Genomic DNA, 26,581 nt, shown 5'->3' with positions numbered 1-26,581 from the left:
GAATGTTATGGCCTCATCGCGAGCAAGCTCGCTCCCACAGGGTTTGGTGGTGTTATTTGCAGACTGCGGCAATCGCCTCGGCCAGCAGATCCAGGCGCGTGGCATCGATGCCTGCGACGTTGGCGCGGCCCGAGCTGACCATGTACACGCTGTGATGATCCCGCAGGTTCTTCACTTGCTCAGGTGAAAGGCCGGTGTAGGAAAACATCCCGCGTTGCACGCCAATGTGCGCAAAGTGCTCGCGCAAACCGTGAGGCTCCAGTGCTTCCACCAGACCGCTGCGCAGTTGAGCGATACGCAGGCGCATCCCTTCCACCTCATCAGCCCAGAGGTTTTTCAACTCCGGGTCGCCGAGGATGGTCGCGACCACAGCCGCACCGTGATCTGGCGGCGTCGACCACAGGTTGCGGGCGATGTTGGCCAGCTGGCTGCGGATATCGGTGAGCTTGTCGGCGCTTTTCGCGCAGACAATCAGCGCTCCGGTGCGGTCGCGGTAGAGGCCGAAATTCTTCGAGCAAGAGCTGGTGATCAGCAGTTCCGGCAACTCGGCGGCGAACAGCCGGGTCGACCAGGCATCCTGCTCCAGGCCATCGCCGAATCCTTGATACGCAAAGTCGATCAGTGGCAGCAATTCGCGCTTGCGTACTACCTCCAGCACCCTCTGCCAGTCGTCGTGGGACAGATCGAAACCGGTCGGGTTGTGGCAGCAGGCGTGCAGCAACACCACGTCACCCTTGGGCGCTTCGTTGAGCACTGCCAGCATGCCGTCGACGTCCAGACGGTTGTCGCTGCCGACGTAGGGGTAATGGCTGACCTTGACCTTGGCGGCCGCGAAAATGCTTTCGTGGATCGGCCAGGTCGGGTTGCTCAACCAGACGCCGCGCCCCGGCAGGCACTGGGCGATGAAGTCCGCACTCAGGCGCAAGGCCCCGGTGCCGCCCGGAGTCTGGGTGGCGCCGGCGCGTTGTGCGCTGATCAGCTTCGAGTCGGCGCCTAGCACCAGCTCATTGATCGCCTTGCCGAACGCCGGTTCGCCGTGACCACCGATGTAGGTCTTGGTGGACTGGCCGTCCACCAGGCGCTGCTCGGCAAGTTTCACCGACTCGAGAATCGGCGTCAGGCCCTGGGCGTCCTTGTAGACACCCACGCCCAGATCGAACTTGCGCGGGTTCGGGTCCTGCGCGTAGGCCTCCATCAAGCCCAGAATCGGGTCGCCGGGCACTCGGCCGATGGCGTCGAAGTGCATTACTTGCGCCCCTCAGCATCCTTGGCTACTTCGTCAGTGCGCGCGGCCATGATGAAGTCGTTGCGGTGCAGGCCCTTGATCGAGTGGCTCCACCAGGTCACGGTCACTTTGCCCCACTCGGTCAGCAGGCCTGGGTGATGGCCTTCAGCCTCGGAGATCTCGCCGACGGCGTTGGTGAACGCCAGGGCGTGCTTGAAGTTCTTGAACAGGAAGACCTTTTCCAGCTGCATGATGCTGTCGCGTACTTCGATGTTCCAGTCCGGGATCTGCTTGATCAGGATCGGCAGTTCTTCGTCGCTGACTTGTGGGGCGTCGGCGCGGCAGGCTTCGCAATGGGCTTGGTTCAAAGTGGACATGGTGTGTTTCCTGTAATCGAGTGTTTTTATATCGGTCGACAGTGCCGTCACGCTAAACCAAAGCGACGGTGACTGACAGACTCACTTGTCAGCAAAAGTCGCGGTTCACGCGGCCTTTGGGGGAAATTTCGGCGTGTGCAGACCCATCTGCATCGCTTGCTTGACCATGCCCATGATGTCTTCGTGGGCCAGGTCGAACAGGCGCTTGAGGTTCGGCAGAACGAAATACAGGGGTTGCAGGATGTCGATGCGGTACGGCGTGCGCATGCATTCCAGCGGGTCGAAGGCTTGGTGTTCAGGCTCGTTCGACAGGCAGTAGACGGTCTCTTTCGGTGAGGACAGGATGCCGCCGCCGTAGATGCGCTGGCCTTGCGGGGTATCGACCAGGCCGAATTCGATGGTCATCCAGTACAGGCGCGCCAGGTATACGCGTTCTTCCTTGGACGCCTTGAGGCCGAGCTTGCCGTAGGTGTGGGTGAATTCAGCGAACCAGGGGTTGGTCAGCAGCGGGCAGTGACCGAAGATCTCGTGGAAAATGTCCGGCTCTTGCAGGTAGTCCAGTTCTTCACGGGTACGAATAAAAGTCGCCACCGGAAACTGTTTGCTGGCCAGCAATTCAAAAAAGGTCTGGAAGGGAATCAGTGCGGGAACCCGGGCAACCTGCCAGCCGGTGGTTTCACCGAGGACCTTGTTGATTTCGCCGAGTTGAGGAATGCGGTCGTGGGGCAGACCGAGTTTTTCGATACCGTCCAGGTACTCCTGGCACGCACGCCCTTCGATCACTTTCAGTTGGCGAGTGATCAGCGTGTTCCACACCGCGTGTTCTTCGGCGGGGTAGTCGATAAAACCTTGCGCATCGGGCTCGCGAGCCACGTATTGCGTCTGCTTCATACTGCTCTCCTGCTAGGGGATTTCGTTCTTGTTATGTACTGCTATGGACCTAGAAATACCCCAAGGATTGCACTGTTGCAGCAGGTGATCGGCGTCAAGCGTAGGAAAATCCCCCGATATTCGTAAAGTTTTCGTTACGAATGGTGCGTGGTCGCGCAGCTATTGAGATTTACCGGTTTGAAAAACCCTTTGCCTGTCACATAATCTTGACGACTATCTGAGCGCCTCGAAAGAAAAATGCGATCGAGCGCGCACCGCAATACCCCCTGTGGGAGCGGGCTTGCTCGCGAAAGCGGTTTGTCTGATACATCAAAGTTGGCTGTGCGAATGCCTTCGCGAGCAAGCCCGCTCCCACAGGTTGCGCGCCAGGCGTCACAATCTCAATCATCGCTTTTTCAGGCCTTTTTCATGCGTATCAAAGTCCACTGCCAGAACCGCATCGGCATCCTGCGCGACATTCTCAACCTGCTGGTGGAGTACGGGATCAACGTGGCCCGCGGCGAGGTGGGGGGTGAGCATGGCAACGCCATCTACCTGCATTGCCCGAACCTGATCAACATTCAGTTCCAGGCCTTGCGTCCGAAATTCGAAGCGATTGCCGGGGTCTTCGGCGTCAAGCGTGTAGGGCTGATGCCCAGCGAGCGTCGGCACATGGAACTCAATGCCCTGCTCGGTGCGCTGGAGTTTCCGGTGCTGTCGATCGACATGGGCGGTTCCATCGTCGCGGCCAACCGGGCAGCGGCGCAGTTGCTGGGTGTGCGGGTCGACGAGGTGCCGGGTATTCCCCTGTCGCGCTACGCCGAGGATTTCGATTTGCCGGAACTGGTGCGCGCCAACAAGTCGCGAATCAACGGGCTGCGGGTCAAGGTCAAGGGTGACGTGTTCCTGGCCGACATCGCGCCCTTGCAGTCGGAGCATGACGACAGCGAGGCCATGGCCGGTGCTGTGCTGACGCTGCACCGCGCCGACCGGGTGGGTGAGCGCATCTACAACGTGCGCAAGCAGGAATTGCGTGGTTTCGACAGCATCTTCCAGAGCTCGAAAGTGATGGCCGCGGTGGTGCGCGAAGCGCGGCGCATGGCGCCGCTGGATGCGCCGCTATTGATAGAAGGCGAAACCGGCACCGGCAAAGAGTTGCTGGCGCGGGCCTGCCACCTGGCCAGTCCGCGTGGGCAGTCGCCGTTGATGGCGCTCAATTGCGCGGGGCTGCCGGAGTCCATGGCCGAGACGGAATTGTTCGGTTATGGCCCCGGTGCCTTTGAAGGGGCACGGGCCGAAGGCAAGCTCGGGCTGCTGGAGCTGACGGCGGGCGGTACGCTGTTTCTCGATGGCGTCGGGGAAATGAGCCCGCGCTTGCAGGTGAAATTGCTGCGCTTTTTGCAGGACGGCTGCTTCCGTCGTGTCGGCAGCGACGAGGAGGTCTACCTCGACGTGCGAGTGATCTGCGCGACCCAGGTCGACCTGTCCGAATTGTGCGCGCGCGGCGAGTTCCGCCAGGACCTCTATCACCGCTTGAATGTGTTGTCCCTGCACATCCCGCCGCTGCGCGAATGCCTCGACGGTTTGACGCCGCTGGTGGAGCACTTCCTTGATCAGGCCAGTCGGCAGATCGGATGCCCGTTGCCGAAACTCGCCCCGGCGGCCATGGAGCGGCTCAGCCACTACCACTGGCCGGGCAACGTCCGGCAACTGGAGAACGTGCTGTTCCAGGCGGTTTCCCTGTGCGATGGCGGCACGGTCAAGGCCGAGCATATTCGCCTGCCGGATTATGGCGTGCGTCAGCCCCTTGGCGATTTTTCGCTGGAGGGTGGGCTCGACGAGATTGTCGGGCGTTTCGAAAAAGCTGTGCTGGAGCGGCTGTATTCCGAGCATCCGAGCAGTCGGCAACTGGGCAAGCGGTTGGGGGTTTCGCATACCACTATTGCCAACAAGCTGCGCGATTATGAGGTGGGCAAGGACAGCAGCACTTGAGATCAAAAGATCGCAGCCTGCGGCAGCTCCTACATCGATCTCTGTAGGAGCTGCCGCAGGCTGCGATCTTTTGATCCATTGCCGCGAAGCGGCATGACACCGCCGGTTTTTCGTCTCTGGTACAAATCCCCCATCCCCTCTTAATTCCTCAAAGTCCCCTGTTTGCCGGGCCTCGCGCCGCCAAAAACAAGTTGGTCTGCAAATTGCTTATGGCTCAGCAACACAGCAGTGGGCGGCAAACGTCCGGCAGGCAGAGGAAAGAGTGTGGACAAGTACCTTTATGTGGCAATGACCGGCGCCAGCCAGAATGCACTGGCGCAAAAGGCGCATGCCAACAACCTCGCGAACATCTCCACCAACGGCTTCCAGAAAGACCTGGAGCAGGCCCGTTCGATGCCGGTGTTCGGTGACAGCTTTCCGGCGCGTGCGTTTGCCATGTCCGAACGCCCGGCCACGGATTTCTCCCCGGGCTCACTGGTGGAAACCGGCCGCGACCTCGACGTTGCCGTGCAAGGCGGCGGCTGGATTGCCGTGCAGAATCCCGATGGCGGTGAAAGCTACGTGCGCACCGGCAGCCTGAACGTTGACGCCCTGGGCGTGCTGCGTGCCGGCAACGGCATGCCGGTCATGGGCAATGGCGGGCCGATTGCCGTGCCGCCGGAGCAGCAGATCGAAGTCGGCGAGGACGGCACCATCAGCATCCGCGCGATGGGCGAAGGTCCGCGGGTGATGGCTGAAGTGGACCGCATCAAGCTGGTCAACCCGGACCTGAAGAACATGACCAAGGGCCTGGATGGTTCGATCCACACCAAGGATGGCAAACCGGCGCAGGCCGATGCCGACGTCAAGCTGGTGTCCGGGTTCCTCGAGTCGAGCAACGTCAATGCCGTGGAAGAGATGACCTCGGTACTGGCCCTGTCCAAGCAGTTCGAGCTGCACATCAAGATGATGAACACCGCCAAAGACGATGACCAGGCCATGGCTCGGGTCTTGCAGATCAGCTAATCACCAGAACGTCGCGCCGTAAAACAGGCGCACGAGGAGAATCGAATGCTTCCGGCTCTATGGGTTGCCAAAACAGGTCTGTCCGCCCAGGACACCAACCTGACCACCATTTCCAACAACCTGGCGAACGTGTCGACCACGGGTTTCAAACGTGACCGCGCCGAGTTCCAGGACCTGCTCTACCAGATCAAGCGTCAGCCAGGTGCCCAGTCGACCCAGGACAGCGAACTGCCGTCGGGTCTGCAACTGGGTACCGGTGTGCGCATCGTCGGCACCCAGAAGAACTTCACCGCCGGCAGCCTGCAAACCACCGAGCAGCCACTGGACATGGCCATCGACGGTCGCGGTTTCTTCCAGATCCTGCAACCGGACGGCACCACGTCCTACACCCGTGACGGTACCTTCCACCTGGACTCCAACGGCCAGATCGTCAATGCCAGCGGCTTTGCCCTGGAGCCGGCGATTGTCATTCCGAACGACGCGCAGACCTTCACCGTCGGCCGCGACGGCACCGTGTCCATCACCGTTGCCGGCAACCCGGCTGCCCAGGTGATCGGCAACCTGCAGACCGCCGACTTCATCAACCCGGCCGGCCTGCAGGCAGTGGGCAACAACCTGTTCCTGGAAACCGCCGCCAGTGGCGCGCCGCAAGTTGGCACACCGGGCCTGAACGGTTTCGGCACCACGCTGCAGAACACCCTGGAAACGTCCAACGTCAGCACCGTTGAGGAGATGGTCAACATGATCACCACCCAGCGCGCCTACGAGATGAACTCCAAGGTGATCTCCACCGCCGACCAGATGCTCTCGTTCGTAACGCAGAATCTGTAATCAAGTCTATGGGGCGGCCATGAGGCTGCCTGCAACACCGTGAGGTAGGGTCATGAATCGCTATGTATCTGTTCTGGCACTGAGTGGGATCGCCGCGCTCGCAGGTTGCGTGCCTTCGACGCCCAAGCCCAATGACCCTTACTACGCTCCGGTGTTGCCGCGTACGCCGTTGCCGGCGGCCGCGAACAATGGCTCGATCTATCAGGCCGGTTTCGAACAGAACCTCTACAGCGACCGCAAGGCGTTCCGGGTCGGTGACATCATCACCATCACCCTGAACGAAAGGACCCAGGCCAGCAAAAACGCCAACTCGCAAATCGGCAAGAACAGCAAGGCCAACATCGGCCTGAGTTCGCTGTTCGGCAGCAGCGCCACCACCAACAACCCGTTCGGCGATGGCGACCTGAGCCTGAGTGCCAGCTACGAAGGTGACCGCGCGACCAAGGGTGACAGCAAGGCGGCGCAGGGCAACACCCTGACCGGTTCGATCACCGTGACCGTTGCCGATGTGTTGCCCAACGGCATCATCGCGGTGCGCGGCGAGAAGTGGATGACCCTCAACACCGGCGATGAGCTGGTGCGGATCGCCGGCCTGGTTCGCGCCGATGACATCTCGACCGACAACACCGTGTCGTCGACCCGTGTCGCCGATGCACGCATCACCTACTCGGGCACCGGTTCGTTTGCCGATGCGAGTCAGCCAGGCTGGTTCGACCGTTTCTTCCTCAGCCCGCTGTTCCCTTTCTAGGTGGCTTTCCAGTTGAGCATGTTGAATTTCAGAAGTCTCATGATGGCTGCGTTCCTGATGTCCGCAGCGTTCAACGTTCAAGCCGAGCGCCTGAAGGACATCGCCAGTATTTCCGGCGTGCGTTCCAACCAGTTGATCGGCTACGGCCTGGTGGTCGGGCTTAACGGCACCGGCGACCAGACGACGCAGACCCCGTTCACCCTGCAGACCTTCAACAACATGCTCTCGCAGTTCGGCATCAAGGTGCCGCCGGGTTCGGGCAACGTGCAGTTGAAGAACGTGGCGGCCGTGTCGATCAGCGCCGATCTGCCGGCGTTTGCCAAGCCGGGGCAGCAGGTCGACATCACTGTTTCCTCCATCGGCAACTCCAAGAGCTTGCGCGGCGGCACCTTGCTGCTGACGCCGCTCAAGGGGATCGACGGCAACGTCTATGCGGTGGCCCAGGGCAACCTGGTGGTCGGCGGTTTCGATGCGGAAGGGCGCGACGGCTCGAAGATCACCGTCAACGTTCCGTCGGCCGGGCGCATCCCCGGTGGTGCATCGGTGGAGCGCGCGGTGCCGAGCGGTTTCAACCAGGGCAACAGCCTGACGCTGAACCTCAACCGTTCCGACTTCACCACGGCCAAGCGCATCGTCGACAAGATCAACAACATGCTCGGCCCTGGCGTGGCCCAGGCCATCGACGGCGGTTCGATTCGCGTCACCGCGCCGCTCGATCCAAGCCAGCGGGTCGACTACCTGTCGATCCTGGAAAACCTCGAGATCGATCCGGGCCAGGCGGTGGCGAAAGTCATCATCAACTCCCGTACCGGCACCATCGTGATCGGCCAGAACGTCAAGGTTTCCCCGGCCGCCGTGACCCATGGCAGCCTGACCGTGACCATCACCGAAGACCCGATCGTCAGCCAGCCCGGCCCTCTGTCCAATGGCACGACGGCGGTGGTGCCGCGTTCGCAGGTCAATGCCCAGCAGGAAGCCAAGCCGATGTTCAAGTTCGGCCCTGGCACCACCCTCGACGAGATCGTGCGGGCGGTGAATCAGGTCGGCGCGGCACCGGGTGACCTGATGGCCATCCTCGAAGCGCTGAAGCAGGCCGGCGCCCTGCAAGCCGACCTGATCGTAATCTGAGGACGGCCATCGTGGATATGCGCAAGAGCGGTCTGGTCAGCAGCAGCGATTCGGGTTCCTACTCGGACCTCAATCGTCTGAATCAGCTCAAGGTCGGCGACAAGAACAGCGACGGCAACCTGCGCAAGGTGGCGCAGGAGTTCGAGTCGCTGTTCATCGGGGAAATGCTCAAGTCCATGCGTTCGGCCACTGACGCGCTGGGCCAGGACAATCCGATGAACACCCCGGCGGCCAAGCAATATCAGGAAATGTACGACCAGCAACTGGCCGTTTCCATGTCCCGCGAGGGCGGTGGTATCGGCCTGGCTGACGTGTTGATGCGCCAGATGTCGAAGAACAAACCGCTGGCGCCGGGTGAAGCCGCCGCAGCGTCTCTGGCCAAGCAAGAGGCCGCGAAAGCCGCCGTGCAAACGCCGGTGGCGGCCGGTACGGTGGCAATCAATGGGCCGCTGTCGCGGGTCAATGGCCAGCGTCCGTTGTGGGCTTCGCGCTCGGTCCATGCGCCGCAGGAGGCGGGTGAGGGTGGTCATCGCAATGACATGGCGCTGATCAATCAGCGACGCCTGGCATTGCCGCCGAAACTGGCTGATCGTCTGTTGGCCGGGCTGGTGCCTTCGGCGACGACCGCTGCAACGACGATCAACCGCACGCAGCTGCCGGAGCGCGCCACGAGCACCGGTTCGGGGCCGCTGTACAACGGCGACTGGCTGGCGAACGCACAGCAGGCCTCCACTGGCGGCATGCAGATCTACGGTCGCGCCATGGCGCAGATTCCGCTGGCGCCCCCGAAGAAAGCCTTCAGTTCCGCCGACCAGTTCGTCAACACCATGTTGCCGATGGCCAAGGAGGCGGCGGCGCGGATTGGCGTCGATCCGCGTTACCTGGTGGCCCAGGCGGCCCTGGAAACCGGCTGGGGCAAGTCGGTCATGCGTGCTCAGGACGGCAGCAGCAGCCACAACCTGTTCGGCATCAAGGCCGGCAGCAGTTGGCAGGGCGGGTCGGCGCGGGCGATCACTAGCGAATTCAGAGACGGGCAGATGGTCAAGGAGACGGCCGAGTTCCGTTCCTACGACTCCTACAAGGACAGTTTCCATGACCTTGTGACTTTGCTGCAGACCAATAATCGCTATCAAGATGTCGTGAAGTCGGCCGATAACCCAGAACAGTTTGTACGCGAGTTGCAGAAGGCCGGTTACGCAACCGACCCGGACTACGCGAGCAAGATTTCGCAGATAGCCAAGCAGATGACGAGTTACCAGAACTACGCTGCGGCGGGCGTTTCCACCACGCCTTTATAGGCACAAGGTATAAGGTCTGAAACATGAGTTTGCTCAATATCGGGATGTCGGGGCTCAGTGCTGGCCATAACTCGTTGGTGACGACCGGCAACAACATTGCCAACGTCGACACCGCCGGGTACTCGCGCCAGCAAACTGTGCAGGGCACCAAAGGCTCGATTCAGTACGGCAACGTGTTCATCGGCACCGGCACGACGCTGGCCGATGTGCGCCGCGTGTACAACTCCTATCTCGATTCGCAGCTGCGTACCGCCACCTCGCTCGACAGTGAGGCGGCGTCGTACAACGCCCAGGCCACTCCGCTGGACGCCACGCTTTCCGATAGCAACACCGGGCTGACCGGCGTACTGCAAAAGTTCTTCACCTCGATGCAGGGCGTTTCGACCTCGGCCACCGACGACACCTCGCGCCAGTCGGTGCTGACCGGTGCGCAGGCCTTGTCCGCGCGCTTCAATTCGATTGCCAAGCAGTTGAACGATCAGAACACCAACCTGAACGGCAGCCTCGGTGACATGGCGGATCAGGTGAACAAGCTGTCCACCACGATCGCCACGCTCAACCAGAAAATTTCCGAGCTCTCCACCGGCAGCAGCCAGCCGAACGACCTGCTGGACGCGCGCACCGAAGCCGTGCGCCAACTGTCCGCACTGGTCGGCACCCAGGTGGTCGAGCGCGGCAACAGCTACGACGTCTACATCGGCAGCGGTCAGCCATTGGTGGTCGGCAACACCACCAACACCCTGCAAACCGTGCCGGGCAAGGAAGATCCATCGCGCATGGCGCTGCAGCTCAACCGTGGCTCCAGCACCATCGACGTGACCTCGGTGGTCAGCGGCGGTGAAATCGGTGGCCTGCTGACCTACCGCAAGGAAGTGCTCGACCCGTCGCTCAATGAGCTGGGGCGCGTGGCACTGGTGGTGGCGGACCAGATCAATCGCCAGCAGGCGCAGGGCATCGACAAGAACGGTGATTTCGGCGCGGCGATCTTCAGCAACATCAACAGTGCCGCGCTGATCAGTCAGCGCAGCATTGCGGCGGCGGGCAACAGTGCCGGCTCCGGCAACCTGGATGTCACCATCAAGGACACCGGCAAGCTGACCACCAGCGACTATCAGGTGACGTTCACCAGCGCGACCAACTACACCGTCAAGCGCTCGGACGGCACCGACATGGGGGCGTTCAGCACCACCACGACCCCGGCTCCGGTGATCGACGGCTTCAGCCTGAACCTGAACGGCGGTGCGCTGAGCGCCGGCGATTCGTTCAAAGTGACACCGACCCGCGGCGCGGCGGCCGGTATCCAGACCGTGCTCACCGACCCGAAAAAAATCGCGGCCGCAGCCCCCCTGACCGGCGTGACCAGTGCCAACAACACCGGCACCTACACCCAGCCGACGCTGACCAGCACCCTCGACATCTACAACCCGGCGGCCCAGGCGGAAATGCAGACCGCGCTCAAGTACTCGACGCCGGTCAAACTGGTTTTCGGCGGCGCCAGTGGCGGTAGCCAGAGCTACAACATGGTCGATGCCAAGGGTAACTCGATCGGCACCGGCACCATCGTTCCCGGCCAGAGCAACACCTTGAACCTGAAAGTGGGCATGGTCGATGCCAGTGGTGCGCCGGTCATGGACACCAGTGTCACGCCGGCCGTGCAGAAGACCTTCACCGTGCAGACCACGGTCGGCGCCACGCCGGCCAGCGGCGAAAGCTTCACCATCAACCTGACCGGCGCGGCGTCTTCGGACAACCGCAACGCCCAAGCGCTGGTCGGATTGCAAACCAAACAGACCGTAGACACCGGCACGGCGAGCAAGGGCATCAGCCTGACCGACGCCTACAACAAGCTGGTGACCAACGTCGGCGCCAAGGCAGCCCAGGGCAAGTCCGACAGCGAAGCCACCACGGCGATCCTGGCCAATGCCAAAGGGGCACGGGATTCGAATTCCGGGGTAGACCTGGACGAAGAAACCGGCAACCTGGTCAAGTACCAGCAGTACTACACCGCGTCTTCGCAGATCATCAAGGCTGCGCAGGAAATTTTCACCACGCTGATCAACAGCCTTTAAGGAGTCGTAATTCATGCGCATTTCCACCGCCCAGTATTACGAAATCACCGCTGCCAATTACCAGCGCAACTTCAACAAGGCCATCGCAACCAGCAATGAAGCCAGCAGCCTGACCCGCATCAATACTGCCGCCGATGATCCGATCGGCGCCGGTCGTTTGCTGCAACTGGGCCAGCAGAGCGCGATGCTTGATCAGTACGGCACCAATATCAGCAGCACCAAGAATGCGTTGAGCCTGCAGGAAACGACGCTCAACGCCATCGGTACGGCCTTGCAGCGCGCCAAGGAATTGGCCCTCGCCGCCAGCAACGGCATTGCCACCGACGCGGACCGCAAGGCTTATGCGTCGGAGCTGGGGCAGATCCAGCAACAAGTGCTGGGCCTGATGAACGCCAAGGACGCGAACGGCAACTACCTGTTCTCCGGTTCGAAAACCGACACCGCGCCTTACTCGCAGAACTCGGACGGTACCTACAGCTACAACGGCGACCAGACCACCGTCGACCTCGGCATTGGCGATGGCATGACGGTCGGGACCAACACCACTGGCTGGGATGCTTTCCAGCAGACCATCAATACCAATCGCACCCAGACCACCCTGACCGCTCCGGCGGTGGATGACGGGCGCGTGGTGCTGTCCAACGGCACGGTCGGCACCAGCTCCACCTACAACGCGAAATTCACCGGCGGCCAGCCCTACACCGTCAGCTTCCTCAGCAGCACCCAGCTGAAGATCACCGACTCGCTGGGTAACGACGTGACCGCCGAAGCCAGCCAGAACGGTGTCATCAGCAACGCCAACGGGGCCAACCAGACGGTGAGTTTCCGTGGCATTGACCTGAAGCTGAACATCAACCTCAAGTCCGGTGATACCAACCCGGATGCGGTGATCGCCGGTCACAGTTTCAACCTGTCCTCCACGTCGGACACCTTCAACACGTCGCGCAGCGCCGGGAACGCGTCGACCGCGGTCATCACCGGTTCCAGCGTGACGGACCCGACGGCGTACACCAACGCCTTCCCGTCGGGCGGGGCGATCCTCAAGTTCACCAGTGCCACCGCTTTCGACCTGTATGCGGCGCCGATCACCGCCGACAGCAAGCCTGTGTCGTCGGGCACCGTATCCGGCGGCAATGCGACCGCCGCGGGCGTGACCTTTGCCCTGGGCGGTGGCGCTCCGACGTCCGGCGACCAGTTCGTGATTCAGTCCAACAACCATCAGACCCAGAACGTGCTCGACACCCTCGGCCAGATGATGACTGCGCTGAACACGCCAATCGACGGCGACGCGGTGGCCAAGCAGAAGTTTCTCGGCGCGATGGAATCGGGAATGGGCAACATCGACAGTGCGGCCAACCAGATCGGCTCGGCCATCACCACCATCGGTGCGCGCGGTCAGGCGCTGGATAACCAGACCGCGACCAACGAAAGCCTGACCCTGGCGAACGCCGCGAGCCAGTCGTCGATTCGCGATTCGGACCCGGCTGAAGTCATGACCCGCCTGACCTTGCAGCAGACCATGTTGCAGGCTGCACAGCTGGCGTTCAGCAAGATCTCCCAGCTGGGCCTGTTCAACAAGATCTGACGGTGCTCGGGCGCGCAGGCGCCCGCTTGCCTTGCCCCTTGAGTATTTATCGTCTTTTTTGCGGTAACAAAGGGCTCGCTTTTCAGGGCGGGCTCGCACCGCCTGTGAGCCCGCCGTGAATTCACTTCCGCTTGTCAGCCTGGTCATTCCCGCCTTCAATCCACGCTTTTTCGGTCGTGCGTTGCACACGGCTGCGAGCCAGAGCTACGGCAATCTGGAGATCATCGTTTGCGATGACAGTCGCGGTCATGAGATCGAAGAGATCGTAGCTTCGACGGTTGAGCAGGGCGCGGCCGTACGCTACGTGCGAAATCCGCGAACCCTGGGCCTGGTGGGCAACCTTCAGGCGTGCCTGGAGCAGGCGCAAGGCGAGTACATCAAGTTTCTTTGTGATGATGACCAGTTGTTCTCGGCCTGCATCGAAGTTCAGGCCCAGGCGCTCATCGACAGCGCTGACGTCAATCTGGTGGTGGCCCAGCGGCTGCTCTGGGATGCCGACGACATGCCGCTGCCTTCGCGCCTGGAAAACACTCCGCTTTCCCCGGTGGGCGGGGTGTTCAAGGGCGAGGACTTGCTGGCGATCTTCGAAAACTTCCCGGTCAACATCCTCGGTGGTTTCAGCAACGCGATGTTCCGTCGGGCTGACGTGCTCGAACTGTTCCCGGCGCTGACTCAGCCCGGCAATTGCTTCGTCGCGACCCTCGATTTCGCCTTGTACGTCTGCCTGATGCGGCGCGGCAATCTGGCGGTGTCCAATCACGTGCTCGGCGTCGAACGCTTGTACCCGGAGCGTTTGAGCGGCCAGCAATCGATGAAGGACGCGGCCGAAACCGAGCGGCAATGGTTGTCGCAAATGCTCAAGGCCCGTGGTGGCGAATCCGCACCGGCTCAGGGGTGGGTGCGCTATGTACCGCTGACCCAGGTGAACGAGGTGCCGCGGGTTTGGGAAGAGTTGCCGCTGAGCCGGACGCTGGGTACAAAGCAGACCACCCAGGATTGGCACGTCGGCATCGCCAGTGTCAGTTTCGCCCAGTTGTATGCCCAGTGGCTGGCGTGTCGCACGCTCACTGACGGTCAGCGCGAACTGCTGCCGGACACGCTGGAAGCCTGGCCAACCCGACCCAAAATCGTGCCGATCATCATCGATGAGCAAGGCAGTCGTTCGGCGCTGGAGCTCACCCTGCAGTCACTGGCGGACCAGGATTACGCCCCTGAACTGACGCTGGTGCTGTCGGCATCCTGTACTGACGCCCGGCTGGACGAGCGTGTGTTCCGCTTGCCGTTGCAGGACGACTGGCAGCAACAGGTCAACGAACTGTTGCCACAACTGGAAGGCGCTGACTGGTTCTATCTGCTGCGTGCCGGTGATCGTCTGGTGGCGCCGGCCTTGCTGGTCATGGCTGAACGAATTGCGCTGTCGCCCGGGTTGACCTGCCTGTACAGCGACGAAGGCGGGCTGCATCAGGGCGAGTCGGCCGAGCCTGCATTCAAACCGGACTTCAACCTCGATCTGATGCGCAGCTACCCCTACGTGGGGCGAGCGCTGGCGTTCGAGCGCGCGCAGTTCCTGGCGCTCGGTGGTTTCGATTCGACCTACGGCGAACTGGCACCTCACGATGTCTTGTGGCGAATGGTTGAAAGTGCCGGCACCCAGGTGATCGGGCACGTTTGCGAGGTGCTGCTGGAGTCGGCATTCGATTTGGCCAAATGGCTGTCGCTGCCGGACGTGGTGGACACCAATGCGCGCCTGCTGGAGGCGCACTTGCATCGCCTGGGTGTCGCCCACGACATTCGCCAGGGCAGTTCGCCGCTGCTCAACCGGGTCGATTACCTGCATGCCGATCGGCCGCTGGTGTCGATCGTGATCGTCAGCAAGGACCAGACCCTGGCGCTGCAACGCTGTGCCGAGAGCCTGCTGGAGAAGACCGCCTACGGCGAGTACGAGTTGCTGTTGGTCGACAATGGCAGCCAGGGCGCAGAGGCGCTTGAGTGGTTCGCCGGCATGGCGCAATTGGGCAGCCCCCGGATACGGGTGCTGCGCTGTGAGTTGCAAGGCAATGCGGCAGCGGTGCGCAATTTCGCCGTGCAGCAGGCGGCTGGCGAATACATCCTGATGCTCAATCCCTACACGGTGATCACCCAGGCGCAATGGCTGGGCGAGTTGCTCAATCATGCGCAGCGTCCGGAAGTCGGCGTGGTCGGGGCCAAGCTGTTCAACCCCGATGGCCGCGTGCTGCATGCCGGTCTGATCCTCGGGTTGCAAGGGCCGGCCGGCGTGCCCTTCCATGGCGAGACGCTGCATGCGGCGGGCTACATGTACCGCTTGCAGGTCGCTCACAATTACAGTGCCGTCGGCGGCGATTGCCTGATGGTGCGCAAGGCGGTTTTTGATGCGGTCGGTGGCCTGGATGAGCAGGGCCTGGCGCAGTCCCTCAACGAAGTGGACCTGTGTCTGCGCGTCGGCCAGGAAGGTTATCTGGTGGTCTGGACGCCTCACGCTCAAGTGGCATTGGGCGCGCAACCGGCTGCGGTTGCGCAGGAAGGTGATCAGGCCCGGGCCGAACAGGAGCAGGAAGTTTTCTATAAGCGCTGGCTGCCGATCGTGGCCCGTGATCCGGCCTACAACACCAACCTGGCGTTGCAAGGGTTGGGCGGGGCGAGCTTCAGTCTCGAGCCCGGCCTGCGATCCGGCTGGAGCCCGTTTTCCAAGGCGCACTTGCCGAAGATTCTCGCGTTGCCGGTCAACGCATCCGCCATCGGCCATTACCGGGTCACGCAACCGCTGATCGAGCTCGAGGCGGCCGGCCGGGCGCACGGGCGCATCCATTACAACCTGCCGACCATCATCGAAGTCGAACGCCATTCGCCTGACGTGATCATCCTGCAGGGGCGCTATTCCGAAGGTCCGATCAACGAAATCCCGAGTCTGCAAAAGTATTCCAGCGCACGGCGCATCTATGAGCTGGATGACTTCGTGATCAACGTCCCGCACCGCAATGCGCATATCCGCAACATGCCGGGCAAGGACGAAATGGAGAAGCTGGTCCGGCGCGCCATCGGCATGTGCGATCGCGTGGTGGTCTCCACCGAGTCGCTGGGCAACGCGCTGTCGGACATGCATCACGACATTCGCGTGGTACCCAACATGTTGGCGTCGCACTTGTGGACCGACCTGCGCAGTCAGCGCCGCACTTCGAAAAAACCTCGGGTCGGCTGGGGCGGCGGCACCAGCCACCACGGTGACCTGGCGGTGATCGCCGATGTGGTCCGCGAACTGGCCAATGAAGTCGACTGGGTGTTCTTCGGCATGTGCCCGGACGATCTGCGCCCGTACATGCATGAGTTCCATGGCGTGATCGGGCTGGACGTGTACCCGGCCAAGCTGGCCAGCCTGAACCTGGATCTGGCGTTGGCGCCGCTGGAATTCCACATCTTCAACGACTGCAAGAGCAACCTGCGCTTGCTGGAGTACGGCGCTTGCGGCTACCCGGTGATCTGCACCGACACCGAGGCCTATCGCGGCTACCTGCCGTGCACCCGGATCAAGACCAATTCCACGGATGAGTGGCTGCAGGCGATCCGCATGCACCTGGCCGATCCGGATGCCAGCTATCGCATGGGCGACGAGTTGCGCGAGATCGTGCTGCGCGACTACGTGCTGCGCGGCGACAATTTGCGCTACTGGGAAAATGGCTGGCTGGCGGACTGACCGTTCGCGCATCGCTCCAGACCAGGCAGGCGACGTCGAGTCGCCTGCCTTTTTTTTGCCGCTTTCACAGGTTTGCAGATCACATCATTTTCGCCTCGGACGCGCTCCCCTGTAGGAGCTGGCCTGCCAGCGATGGCCGTCAACGATAACGCGGGTGAACGGGATGAACGCGGCGCACGTGAGTCCATCGCCAGCAAGGCTGGCTCCTACAGTTTCGGTGTGGGCACGGTCCTTTGTGGGAGCTGGCTTGCCAGCGATGGTCGTCAACGATAACGCGGGTGAACAGGATGAACGCGGCACAGTGGAGTCCATCGCCAGCAAGCCCGGTAGCGGATTGAAGGAGCTGGCGCGTTTCCTGCAAGTCCCCCTCATATCGCCATAAAACGAGCACTTCCGGTGAGTCCGGATGTGCGCTGAACGGCGGCAGGTTTAACCCAGATGGCCCGCAAAAGCTTGATACAGCTTGGCTGAGCCCTGTGACGAACAAGAGGGAAAGGGGATGAAGGCAGTTATTTTGGCGGGTGGCCTGGGTACGCGCATCAGCGAGGAGTCACACCTCAAGCCCAAGCCGATGATCGAGGTCGGCGGCAAGCCAATTCTCTGGCACATCATGAAACAGTACTCCGCTCACGGAATCCACGATTTTGTGATCTGCCTTGGCTACAAGGGCTATGCGATCAAGGACTTTTTCGCCAACTATTTTCTGCACACCTCCGACGTCACGTTCGACATGCGCAACAACCGCATGGATGTTCACCAGAACTACAGCGAGCCATGGCGCGTCACGCTGATCGACACTGGCGAAGAAACCATGACCGGCGGCCGTTTGCGCCGTGCCCGCCGCTACCTCGAAGACGAACAGGCCTTTTGCTTTACCTACGGCGACGGCGTGTCGGACCTTAACATCGGTGCCCTGGTGGATTTCCATCTCAAGCACGGAAAACTGGCGACCGTCACCGCGGTACAGCCACCTGGTCGCTATGGCGCACTCAATCGCGATGGCGACAAGGTCCTGGGATTCACCGAAAAACCTCGCGGCGACGGTGGCTGGATCAACGGCGGGTTCTTTGTCCTGTCGCCCAAGGTGCTGCCGTTGATCGACGGCGACGACACCTCGTGGGAATCCGGCCCGCTGGATGGCCTGGCTGCGCGCGGCGAGCTCATGGCGTTTCAGCACGACGGTTTCTGGCAACCGATGGACACCCTGCGCGACAAGAACCACCTCGAGGCCTTGTGGCAGAGCGGGGAGGCCCCATGGAAACAATGGGACTGAGCCCGCAATTCTGGCGCGGCAAGCGGGTGCTGGTCACCGGCCACACCGGGTTCAAGGGCAGTTGGCTGACGTTGTGGCTGCAAAGCCTGGGTGCCGAGGTCAGCGGGTTTTCCCTCGACCCGTCCACCGAGCCGAGCCTGTTCGAACTGGCTCGCGTTCACGAAGGCATCAATGATCAGCGCGGTGACTTGCGTGACCTGGGCGCGTTGCTGGAACTGATCGCCGAGACCCAGCCGGAAATCGTCCTGCACCTGGCAGCACAACCGCTGGTGCGCGAAGGTTACCGCGACCCGTTGGGCACGTACTCCAGCAACGTCATGGGCACCCTCAACCTGCTCGAAGCGATCCGTCAGGTCGGCGGCGTGCGCGCCTGCGTGCTGGTGACCACCGACAAGGTCTACGCCAATCAGGAGTGGCTGTGGCCGTACCGCGAAAACGAAGCGTTGGGCGGGCACGATCCCTACAGCAGCAGCAAGGCGTGTTGCGAATTGCTGGCGCAGTCCTACGCCGCCTCGTTCTTTGCCCCTGAAAAGCATGCCGAACATGGCCTGGCGTTGGCCACGGCCCGTGCCGGCAACGTGCTCGGTGGCGGCGATTTCGCCCCGGAGCGGTTGATTCCAGATGTGCTGCGGGCGTGGTCGGCGGACGAGCCCGTGACCTTGCGTTATCCGCAGGCGGTGCGCCCGTGGCAACACGCGCTGGAACCCCTGGCCGGCTATCTGCAATTGGCTGCCGGCCTGTATGAGCAAGGCCCGAAATTCGCCGGTGCCTGGAATTTCGGGCCCGGTGAAGCGGACATGTGCAGCGTCGGTGAAGTGGTCGAACTGCTCGCCAGCCGTTGGCCGCAAGCACGCGGGCTACGCATCGAACCGAGCGATATGCACGAGGCCGGCCTGTTGCGCCTGGACAGCAGCCGCGCCCGTCAATTGCTCGGCTGGCAACCGCGCTGGTCGTTGCAGCAGTGCCTGACCCAGACCCTGGACTGGCATCTGGCGTGGCAGAACGGCGATGACATGCGCGCCATCAGCCTGGCGCAATTGAACCTGTACCGAGGCGCGCTGTGAGCGAATTTTTGCTGAAGGCGTTGCCACTGAGCGGTTTGTTCAGCGTGCAGCACAAACGCTTCGAGGACGGGCGCGGGCACTTTTCCCGGTTGTTTTGCGAGGGCAGCCTGAGTGCGTTTGGCCAGGCGTTTCATATCCGCCAGATCAATCATTCCTGCACCCGCGAACGCGGCAGTGTGCGTGGCCTGCATTACCAGAATGAGCGCGCGCCGGAAGCCAAGCTGATCACCTGCCTGCGCGGTGAGGTCTGGGATGTCGCGGTGGATTTGCGTCCCGACTCCGAAACCTTCCTGCACTGGCACGCTGAACACCTGCGTGCCGGCGATGGCCGCAGCCTGTTGATTCCGGCCGGGTTCGCCCACGGCTTCCAGACCCTGAGCGCCGACGCCGAGCTGCTTTACCTGCACAGCAACGACTACACGCCGGAACATGAAGGCGGGTTGTCGGTGCTCGATCCACGGCTGGCGATTGCCTGGCCGTTGCCTGTCAATAATCTGTCGGTGCGCGATGCCAGTCATCCGCTGCTCGATGAACACTTTGCCGGAGTGCGTCTATGAACTGCCGTGGTTGCGCGACTGCGCTGACCCTGCCGCTGATCGACCTGGGCACCTCGCCGCCGTCCAATGCCTACGTGCGTGCCGACCAGCTGGAGCAGGCCGAGCAATGGGTGCCGTTGAAGGTTGCCGTGTGCCAGCAGTGCTGGCTGGTGCAAACCGAGGACTACACCAGCGCCGACAGCCTGTTCGACGCCGAGTACGCCTACTTCAGTTCGTTCTCCAGCACCTGGCTGGCCCATGCCGAACGCTATGTGGCCGAGATGGTCGAGCGCTTCGGCCTGACCGCCGACAGTCGCGTGGTGGAAGTCGCGGCCAATGACGGTTACCTGTTGCAGTACGTGGCCCGGCGCGGCATCCCTTGCCTGGGCGTCGAGCCGACCCGCAGCACCGCGCAAGCGGCGCGGGAAAAAGGCCTGGAGATCCGCGAACTGTTTTTCGGTCGCGACAGCGCCGTGCAGTTGAAAAACGAAGGCTGGGGCGCCGACCTGATGGCCGCCAACAACGTGTTGGCCCACGTCCCGGACATCAACGATTTTCTGTGCGGATTCGCAACCCTGCTCAAACCGACGGGCGTGGCGACCTTCGAATTCCCGCAGTTGCTGACGCTGATGGCCGGTCAGCAGTTCGACACGCTGTACCACGAACACTATTCCTACCTGTCGCTGACCGCTGTGCAGACCTTGTGCGAGCGCAATGGCCTGCAAGTGTTCGACGTCAGCCAGCTCTCGACCCATGGCGGTTCGCTGCGGGTGTTCGTGCAGCGGCTGGACGGCGAGCGTCGCGAAGTGCAACCGGCGGTCCGGCAACAACTGCAGGCCGAACTCGCCGCGGGTGTGCAAACCCCGGACTACTACACGACCCTGGCCCCCGCCGCCGAGCGCATCAAGCACGGCCTGCTGCGCTTTTTGTTGCAGGCCAAGGCCGATGGCAAGCGCGTGGTCGGCTACGGCGCCGCCGCCAAGGGCAACACCCTGCTCAACTACGCCGGGGTCAAGCCGGACCTGTTGGCCTGGGTTGCCGATGCCAACCCACACAAGCAAGGCAAGTACCTGCCCGGCAGCCGCATTCCGATCGTGTCGCCGGCACAGATCGACATCGAGAAACCGGACTACGTGCTGGTGCTGCCGTGGAACCTGCTGGATGAGATCACCCAGGCCTTTGCCGGCATTCGCGCATGGGACGGTCGTTTTGTCATTGCCATTCCCGAGTTGATCATTCGATGAGCCGAATTCATTACACCAAACCCAGTGTCGGTGAGCTGGAAGCGCAGTACGTCCTCGATGCCGTGCAGAACGGTTGGGGAGAGCGTTGCTACGAATACATCACGCGTTTTGAACAGGCTTTCGCGCAGCACATGGGCGTGCCCTATGCGATCGCCACCTCCAGCTGCACCGGTGCCCTGCACATGGGCATGGCGGCGTTGGGCATCGGTGTGGGTGACGAAGTGATCCTGGCCAATACCAACTGGATCGCGTCGGCGGCACCGATCACTTACCTGGGCGCGACTCCGGTGTTCGTCGATGTGTTGCCTGACAGCTGGTGCCTGGACCCGCAGCAGGTGCGTCGCGCGATCACCCCGCGGACCAAGGCCATTCTCGCGGTGCACATCTACGGCAACCTGTGTGACATGGACGCGCTGCTGGAGATCGGTCGGGAATTCAACCTGCCGGTGATCGAAGACGCCGCCGAAGCCATCGGCTCGCAATGGCGTGGCCGACCTGCCGGTTCGCTGGGGGCCTTTGGCGCCTTTTCGTTTCACGGCACCAAGACCATGACCACCGGCGAGGGCGGGATTTTCGTCTGCTCGGACAAGGCGTTGTATGAGCGCGTGCTGACCCTGTCCAATCACGGCCGTGTCGCCGGCAGCACACGTCAGTTCTGGCCGGATTTCATCGGCTACAAGTACAAGATGAGCAACCTTCAGGCGGCCGTCGGATGCGCCCAGATCGAACGGGTAGACCAGTTGATCGAGCGCAAGCGCGCGATCTTCGACCACTACGCCCAAGCGCTCGCGCACTTGCCGGGCGTGTCGATGAATCCGCAGCCCGGGCATTCACAAAACGGCTACTGGATGCCCACGGTGGTATTCGATGAAGCCACCGGGATCACTCGCGAAGAGCTGATCGCGGCCTTCCAGGCGGCCAATATCGATGCCCGGGTGTTTTTCTGGCCGCTGTCGTCGTTGCCGATGTTCCAGGACGTATCTGTCAACACGCCGGTGGCCTTTGCGTTGCCGGGACGAGCAATCAACCTGCCGAGCTATCACGACATGACGGATGCCGACCAGCATCGGGTCATCGAAGTGGTGCGCGATGTTCTCAAGCACAAGGGGCAACTGTGAAAGTCTATCTACTGGGCGCGGCCAATCCTGAAACGATCCGCATGATCCAAGCGGTACAACGATCCGTGCCAAACCAGGAATTTGCCTTCCTGGACAACGATCCGGCCAAGCAGGGCACCTTGTTTTACGGTATTCCCGTGGTGGGCGGGCTCGATCGCGTCGCAGAGCTCAAGGGCGATGACGTTCGGTTCGTCAACCTGATCACCGGCAGCACGACCACCCGCTATCAAACGACCTGCCAGATCGTCGAGGCGGGTGGCCAGTTGGGTAATTTCCTGCACCCCGCGATCGACCTGACCATGACCCGCATGGGTGTTGGCAACTACCTGCAAGAAGGCGTGATTCTGCAGGCGGAGGTATCGATCGGCGATAACAGCAGCATTCACATGGGCGCATTGATTGCCCATGAAAGCCACGTCGGCAACTCGGTGTTCATTGCGCATGGGGTGAGCGTTTCCGGTTGCTGCGAGATCGGCGACGGCACGTTCATCGGCACCAACGCCAGCATCCTGCCGCGCACGCGTATCGGGCGCTGGGCGACGATCGGCGCAGGCGCGGTCGTCACCAAGGATGTTCCGGATTATGCGGTGGTTGTGGGCAACCCCGGCAAAGTCATCAAGACCAACCCTGATTCCTTTCAAGACGGTCGGGTTTTCAAGTAACCCCCGCCACTATTTTCCGGAGAGTCTGTAATGAACCCCCATGAGCAGTTTTGTGAAGAAGTAAAAGACAACATCAAAGGCCTGCAAAAGGACACCGCGCTGCAAGCGGCATCGCAGGACTGGATCAATACCACCGCCAAGCACAAGTACACCTACAACTTCAGCTGGATGGGCCGCCCGATCATCCAGTTTCCCCAGGACATGCTCGCCATGCAGGAGATCATCTGGTCGCTGCGTCCGGACATCATCGTCGAGACCGGTATCGCCCACGGTGGCTCGCTGGTGTTTTATGCCTCGATGCTGGAGCTGATCGGCCATGGCGAAGTGCTGGGCATCGACATCGATATCCGCCAGCACAACCGTGAGGCGATCGAAGCGCACCCGATGAGCAAGCGGATCCAGATGATCCAGGGTTCAAGTATCGATCCGGCGATCGTCGATCAGGTCCGCCAGCGTGTCGAAGGCAAGAAAGTGCTGGTGGTCCTGGACTCCAATCACACCCACGAGCACGTCCTTGAAGAGCTGCGGGCCTACGCGCCGATGACCTCGGTGGGCAGCTACTGCGTGGTGATGGATACCGTGGTGGAAGACATGCCGGAAGACGCCTTCCCGAACCGTCCGTGGGGCAAGGGCGACAACCCTAAAACCGCGGTATGGGCCTACCTGGAAGAAAACCGCGATTTTGAAATCGACCAGGCCATTCACAGCAAGCTGCTGATCACCGTCGCACCGGATGGCTATCTGCGTCGCGTGCGGTAATCGACAAGACATCGTTGGGTTTTTACGGCGACTCGCCGGTTGTGGGGAAATATATGCAAGGCAAGAACAGCTCTGAACACGGTGCGGCACTTCACGAACAGTTGACCGTGGTACTGATGTCTCACGAACGACCGGCCTTTTTGCGCAGGGCGGTACGTTTCTACAGCGGCTTGCCTTGCAGGATCCTGGTGCTGGACTCTTCGACCGACGCTCAGCCAGGCATGGCCGGGCAGTACGTGAATGTGGATTACCGGCATGTACCTCAGTACGGGTACTGGGGGGTGCGCGCCAAACTGGCCTTCGGCGTGGAGCAAGTGACCACGCCGTTCATGGTGTTCGCCGCCGACGATGACTTCCATGTGCATGACGCCCTGCGCGAGGCGGTTGCCTTCATGGCGGCCAATCCCGACTACGCCCTGTGCCACGGCTACAGCATGATGTACCTGGCGCTGGCCAACAGCGTCAGCTACTACCGCCGTGACAAGAAGGTCTGCGAGGACTATTGCGCCGAGCACACCCAGGACCGCGTACTGGAATACATGCACCAGTACCTGCCACCTTTCTATGCCGTACAGCGCACATCCCTGGTGCGTGACTGGTACCAGGTCCTGCCGCACGAAACGTCTTTCCAGTGGCAGGAAGTCGGTCACACCTATTACATGCTGGCGCGGGGCAAGGCGCGGATTCTGCCGATCCCGTATATCGTGCGTGAGATGAACTACGGGTACTCCGACCACAACACCGAGATCTACCACTCGCTGGCGCATACCGACACCAAAACGGTTGCCGAGCGTGAGGCGTTTGCCGTTTTTCTCGCTGGGCTGCCGACGCAGATTCAGGAGCGGGATGCCGAGCAGAGCAAGCAGTTTGCGCTGCAAAGCTTTGAAGCCCTGGCCGACGGCCTGCGCACAGGCCGGGCGCTGACCACCGAGCTGATTATCGACTCCGTCTGGACGAACGTAGAGAAAGGCCCTGAGCGCCGTTTCGGGCCCAAGCAATATGTCGAAATGCCGTTCTACAACCAGGCGTTTTTCGATCAGTTGACCCAGTTCGAGTTCCTGTTGCACGCCATGCCGGCTGGCCGCGTCCAGCTCAAAGGCCTGGAGGGCGTCTGGACGCGGCAACAGAGCCTGATGCTGGCGCGTAACAACGACACGCCGGAAAGTGTGGTCGACCGTTTGTGGCAAGCCCACGACAGCAACGTGTTCAACCGTACGGTGGTCAAGCGCCTGGCGGCACAGCTCGAACTGCTGGGCGAAGACGAAGAAGCACAGGCCATGACTGACTGGGTCGCGCGTCTTGAGGCGGTGTCGGTCGAAGGCAACCGTGGGACATTCGACAGGATGCTCTCCGGTCGCCTGCTCAAATGGCTCGCGCCCCGCCAGCCTGATGCTGACGAAACGGAGTCGATCGCCCAATACCTGGCGGCCAACGACGGTGGTCCACAGTTCGGGATCTTCCTGCTGGACCTGGATAACGATATCGACAAGCTGCAAGTTTCTCTCGACAGCCTGCTTGAAGGTCACGGCAAGGCATTCAGGATTGTGATCTTCACCACCGGTGAAGCACCGGCGGCGACCACGGCGCAGAACACCTTGCACTTTGTCCGTGTCACGCAAAGCAACTATGTCGACAAACTGAACCAGAGTGCTCATCAGTCGCCTTGCGACTGGTTGATGCTGGCTGAAGCCGGCGACGAGTTCACCGCCGGCGGCCTGTTGCGCGCCAGCCTGGAACTGCTGTCTGACACGCAATGTCGCGCCGTCGCCACCGACGAAATCCAGCGCACCGCCGAAGGCGCACTGGTGGATGTATTCCGTCCGGGTTTCAACCTGGATTTGCTGCAAAGCCTGCCGGCCCTGATGGCGCGTCACTGGCTGATCCGCCGGGAAGTGTTCATCGAAGTCGGCGGCTACCAGCCTGACTTCAGCAAGGCGCTGGAGTTCGACTTGCTGCTGCGCATCATCGAGCAGGGCGGCCTCAACGGGCTGGCCCACCTGGATGAACCGCTGGTGATTGCCCGGGCTCCGGTACTGGAAGAAAACGCCGATGAACGCCTGGCGTTGTTGCGCCACCTGGGCAATCGTGGCTACAAGGCCAAGGTCACCTCGACGGTGCCGGGCACCTGGCAGATCGACTACCGCCACAGCGAACGCCCGCTGGTGTCGATCATCCTGCCGGCCGGGGATGACCTGGCGGCGTTGCAACAGTGCCTGCAAGCCGTGTTGCTGCGCACCCGCTACATCCAGTACGAAGTGCTGATCGCGCTCAACCCGAATCAGTCGGCCGAGGTCAACGATTGGCTGGGTACCTACCAGCATCCGAAAGTCAGCGTACTGCGTGCCGACCGGACCCTGAGCGATGTGGCGTTGTACAACGCTGCCAGCCAGCAGGCGCGGGGCGAGTACCTGGTGCTGTTGGCCGCCGACAGTGAAGTGGTCAACCCGAACTGGCTGGAGTCGCTGCTCAATCACGCCCAGCGTCCGGAGGTCGGCGTGGTGGGGCCGAAGTTGATCGACCGCGACGGCAAGGTCACCCAGGCCGGCCTGATCCTTGGCATGAACGGTGGTGTGGGCTCAGCCTTTGTCGGAGAAAAACACGACGCCGAAGGTTACCTGCACCGGTTGGCGCTGGAGCAGAACTACTCGGCGGTGTCGAAGGTGTGCCTGATGGTGCGTAAAGCGTTGTTCGACGAGCTGGACGGTCTGGACGGCGTGACGTTCGCCGACGGCTTGAGCGACGTCGATCTGTGCCTCAGGGCCGGCCAGGCCGGTTACCTCACCGTGTGGACGCCGCTGGTACAGGTCATTCATTCGGGTGAAGTGCCACAGCTGCCGCAGGCCCTCGATGCATTGCGTGACAAGTGGGCGGCAGCCTTTGCCCAGGACCAGGCCTATAACGCCAATCTGGCCTTGAGCGGCAAAGGCTTTGCCCTGGGCGAAGCTGCCCCGGTGAACTGGGCTCAGTTGCTCGGCTAGGCCCGGCGAACAGTTATAAGGATTCAAGGCATGTCCAACGGAACATCGATTTTCATCTCAGGCGGCACCGGTTCGTTCGGGCCTCATTTCGTCCGTACTTTGCCGGACAA

Annotated in this window: 20 protein-coding genes; 17 read left to right on the top strand and 3 right to left on the bottom strand. The window is 61.8% G+C overall.

The genetic code is table 11. The annotated features are described in order from the left end of the window. Positions 1-52: 52 nt before the first annotated feature. The 3 genes from AC07YV_RS01860 to phhA form a co-directional block, all read right to left on the bottom strand. Positions 53-1,246 carry an amino acid aminotransferase gene (locus AC07YV_RS01860; protein ID WP_102699462.1) on the bottom strand — a complete coding sequence of 398 codons (1,194 nt, stop codon included), beginning with the start codon at positions 1,244-1,246 and terminating at the stop codon, positions 53-55. Next, positions 1,246-1,602: a 4a-hydroxytetrahydrobiopterin dehydratase gene (locus tag AC07YV_RS01855; RefSeq protein WP_007975310.1), complete on the bottom strand. Its 357-nt coding sequence runs from the start codon at positions 1,600-1,602 to the stop codon at positions 1,246-1,248. Before AC07YV_RS01855 ends, AC07YV_RS01860 begins: the two co-directional genes overlap by 1 nt. A gap of 105 nt (positions 1,603-1,707) precedes the next feature. After that, entirely contained in the window at positions 1,708-2,493 is a 786-nt protein-coding gene (gene phhA, locus AC07YV_RS01850; protein ID WP_008001807.1) for a phenylalanine 4-monooxygenase, read from the bottom strand. Positions 2,494-2,901: 408 nt separating this feature from the next. On the opposite strand from phhA, the gene AC07YV_RS01845 reads away from it, so the two are divergent. From AC07YV_RS01845 to AC07YV_RS01765, 17 genes are all read left to right on the top strand, one after another. After that, positions 2,902-4,464: a sigma-54-dependent phenylalanine hydroxylase transcriptional regulator PhhR gene (locus AC07YV_RS01845; protein ID WP_007975313.1), complete on the top strand. Its 1,563-nt coding sequence runs from the start codon at positions 2,902-2,904 to the stop codon at positions 4,462-4,464. A 264-nt stretch (positions 4,465-4,728) separates the two neighbouring features. Further along, positions 4,729-5,469: a flagellar basal body rod protein FlgF gene (locus AC07YV_RS01840; RefSeq protein ID WP_015096283.1), complete on the top strand. Its 741-nt coding sequence runs from the start codon at positions 4,729-4,731 to the stop codon at positions 5,467-5,469. A gap of 45 nt (positions 5,470-5,514) precedes the next feature. Continuing rightward, positions 5,515-6,300: a flagellar basal-body rod protein FlgG gene (flgG, locus tag AC07YV_RS01835; protein WP_007975316.1), complete on the top strand. Its 786-nt coding sequence runs from the start codon at positions 5,515-5,517 to the stop codon at positions 6,298-6,300. 52 nt (positions 6,301-6,352) lie between these two features. Further along, a complete protein-coding gene (flgH, locus tag AC07YV_RS01830; protein ID WP_102699460.1) occupies positions 6,353-7,048 on the top strand; it encodes a flagellar basal body L-ring protein FlgH in 696 nt (231 codons plus the stop codon). 18 nt (positions 7,049-7,066) lie between these two features. Then, on the top strand, positions 7,067-8,176 hold the full coding sequence (locus AC07YV_RS01825; protein WP_102699459.1) for a flagellar basal body P-ring protein FlgI: 1,110 nt from the start codon (positions 7,067-7,069) through the stop codon (positions 8,174-8,176). Positions 8,177-8,187: 11 nt separating this feature from the next. Continuing rightward, complete coding sequence (gene flgJ, locus AC07YV_RS01820) at positions 8,188-9,474, top strand: flagellar assembly peptidoglycan hydrolase FlgJ (RefSeq protein ID WP_102699458.1); 1,287 nt, start codon at positions 8,188-8,190, stop codon at positions 9,472-9,474. 23 nt (positions 9,475-9,497) lie between these two features. Continuing rightward, positions 9,498-11,543, top strand: a complete 2,046-nt coding sequence (gene flgK, locus AC07YV_RS01815; RefSeq protein ID WP_102699457.1) for a flagellar hook-associated protein FlgK — start codon at positions 9,498-9,500, stop codon at positions 11,541-11,543. 13 nt (positions 11,544-11,556) lie between these two features. Continuing rightward, entirely contained in the window at positions 11,557-13,128 is a 1,572-nt protein-coding gene (locus AC07YV_RS01810) for a flagellar hook-associated protein 3 (protein WP_102699456.1), read from the top strand. Positions 13,129-13,243: 115 nt separating this feature from the next. After that, the gene (locus AC07YV_RS01805; protein WP_102699455.1) at positions 13,244-16,837 is read left to right on the top strand and encodes a glycosyltransferase; all 3,594 of its coding nucleotides are present in this window, start codon (positions 13,244-13,246) and stop codon (positions 16,835-16,837) included. Between the two features lie 499 nt (positions 16,838-17,336). Further along, a complete protein-coding gene (gene rfbF / locus AC07YV_RS01800) occupies positions 17,337-18,110 on the top strand; it encodes a glucose-1-phosphate cytidylyltransferase (protein ID WP_015096275.1) in 774 nt (257 codons plus the stop codon). Continuing rightward, a complete protein-coding gene (gene rfbG / locus AC07YV_RS01795; protein ID WP_102699454.1) occupies positions 18,092-19,174 on the top strand; it encodes a CDP-glucose 4,6-dehydratase in 1,083 nt (360 codons plus the stop codon). Before rfbF ends, rfbG begins: the two co-directional genes overlap by 19 nt. After that, positions 19,171-19,731: a dTDP-4-dehydrorhamnose 3,5-epimerase family protein gene (locus AC07YV_RS01790; RefSeq protein ID WP_102699453.1), complete on the top strand. Its 561-nt coding sequence runs from the start codon at positions 19,171-19,173 to the stop codon at positions 19,729-19,731. Before rfbG ends, AC07YV_RS01790 begins: the two co-directional genes overlap by 4 nt. Continuing rightward, entirely contained in the window at positions 19,728-20,954 is a 1,227-nt protein-coding gene (locus AC07YV_RS01785; protein WP_102699452.1) for a class I SAM-dependent methyltransferase, read from the top strand. Before AC07YV_RS01790 ends, AC07YV_RS01785 begins: the two co-directional genes overlap by 4 nt. After that, positions 20,951-22,072 carry a DegT/DnrJ/EryC1/StrS family aminotransferase gene (locus AC07YV_RS01780; RefSeq protein ID WP_102699451.1) on the top strand — a complete coding sequence of 374 codons (1,122 nt, stop codon included), beginning with the start codon at positions 20,951-20,953 and terminating at the stop codon, positions 22,070-22,072. Before AC07YV_RS01785 ends, AC07YV_RS01780 begins: the two co-directional genes overlap by 4 nt. Continuing rightward, positions 22,069-22,734: a NeuD/PglB/VioB family sugar acetyltransferase gene (locus AC07YV_RS01775; protein ID WP_102699450.1), complete on the top strand. Its 666-nt coding sequence runs from the start codon at positions 22,069-22,071 to the stop codon at positions 22,732-22,734. Before AC07YV_RS01780 ends, AC07YV_RS01775 begins: the two co-directional genes overlap by 4 nt. Before the next feature lie 30 nt (positions 22,735-22,764). Next, a complete protein-coding gene (locus tag AC07YV_RS01770; protein WP_102699449.1) occupies positions 22,765-23,493 on the top strand; it encodes a cephalosporin hydroxylase family protein in 729 nt (242 codons plus the stop codon). A 53-nt stretch (positions 23,494-23,546) separates the two neighbouring features. Further along, positions 23,547-26,471 carry a TIGR00180 family glycosyltransferase gene (locus AC07YV_RS01765; protein ID WP_102699448.1) on the top strand — a complete coding sequence of 975 codons (2,925 nt, stop codon included), beginning with the start codon at positions 23,547-23,549 and terminating at the stop codon, positions 26,469-26,471. The last annotated feature ends 110 nt before the right edge of the window (positions 26,472-26,581 follow it).

It is taken from the genome of Pseudomonas sp. GW456-E7, from assembly GCF_059424105.1.
The sequence above is the reverse complement of the archived record's forward strand: the minus strand, read 5'-3'. Positions and strand labels throughout refer to the sequence as shown.

Bases quoted from the DNA above. Each gene is read 5' to 3' on its own strand.
- AC07YV_RS01860 (WP_102699462.1), bottom strand. From the start codon at position 1,246: ATGCACTTCGACGCCATCGGCCGAGTGCCCGGCGACCCGATTCTGGGC.
- AC07YV_RS01855 (WP_007975310.1), bottom strand. From the start codon at position 1,602: ATGTCCACTTTGAACCAAGCCCATTGCGAAGCCTGCCGCGCCGACGCC.
- phhA (WP_008001807.1), bottom strand. From the start codon at position 2,493: ATGAAGCAGACGCAATACGTGGCTCGCGAGCCCGATGCGCAAGGTTTT.
- AC07YV_RS01845 (WP_007975313.1), top strand. From the start codon at position 2,902: ATGCGTATCAAAGTCCACTGCCAGAACCGCATCGGCATCCTGCGCGAC.
- flgG (WP_007975316.1), top strand. From the start codon at position 5,515: ATGCTTCCGGCTCTATGGGTTGCCAAAACAGGTCTGTCCGCCCAGGAC.
- flgH (WP_102699460.1), top strand. From the start codon at position 6,353: ATGAATCGCTATGTATCTGTTCTGGCACTGAGTGGGATCGCCGCGCTC.
- AC07YV_RS01825 (WP_102699459.1), top strand. From the start codon at position 7,067: ATGTTGAATTTCAGAAGTCTCATGATGGCTGCGTTCCTGATGTCCGCA.
- flgK (WP_102699457.1), top strand. From the start codon at position 9,498: ATGAGTTTGCTCAATATCGGGATGTCGGGGCTCAGTGCTGGCCATAAC.
- AC07YV_RS01810 (WP_102699456.1), top strand. From the start codon at position 11,557: ATGCGCATTTCCACCGCCCAGTATTACGAAATCACCGCTGCCAATTAC.
- rfbF (WP_015096275.1), top strand. From the start codon at position 17,337: ATGAAGGCAGTTATTTTGGCGGGTGGCCTGGGTACGCGCATCAGCGAG.
- rfbG (WP_102699454.1), top strand. From the start codon at position 18,092: ATGGAAACAATGGGACTGAGCCCGCAATTCTGGCGCGGCAAGCGGGTG.
- AC07YV_RS01785 (WP_102699452.1), top strand. From the start codon at position 19,728: ATGAACTGCCGTGGTTGCGCGACTGCGCTGACCCTGCCGCTGATCGAC.
- AC07YV_RS01780 (WP_102699451.1), top strand. From the start codon at position 20,951: ATGAGCCGAATTCATTACACCAAACCCAGTGTCGGTGAGCTGGAAGCG.
- AC07YV_RS01770 (WP_102699449.1), top strand. From the start codon at position 22,765: ATGAACCCCCATGAGCAGTTTTGTGAAGAAGTAAAAGACAACATCAAA.
- AC07YV_RS01765 (WP_102699448.1), top strand. From the start codon at position 23,547: ATGCAAGGCAAGAACAGCTCTGAACACGGTGCGGCACTTCACGAACAG.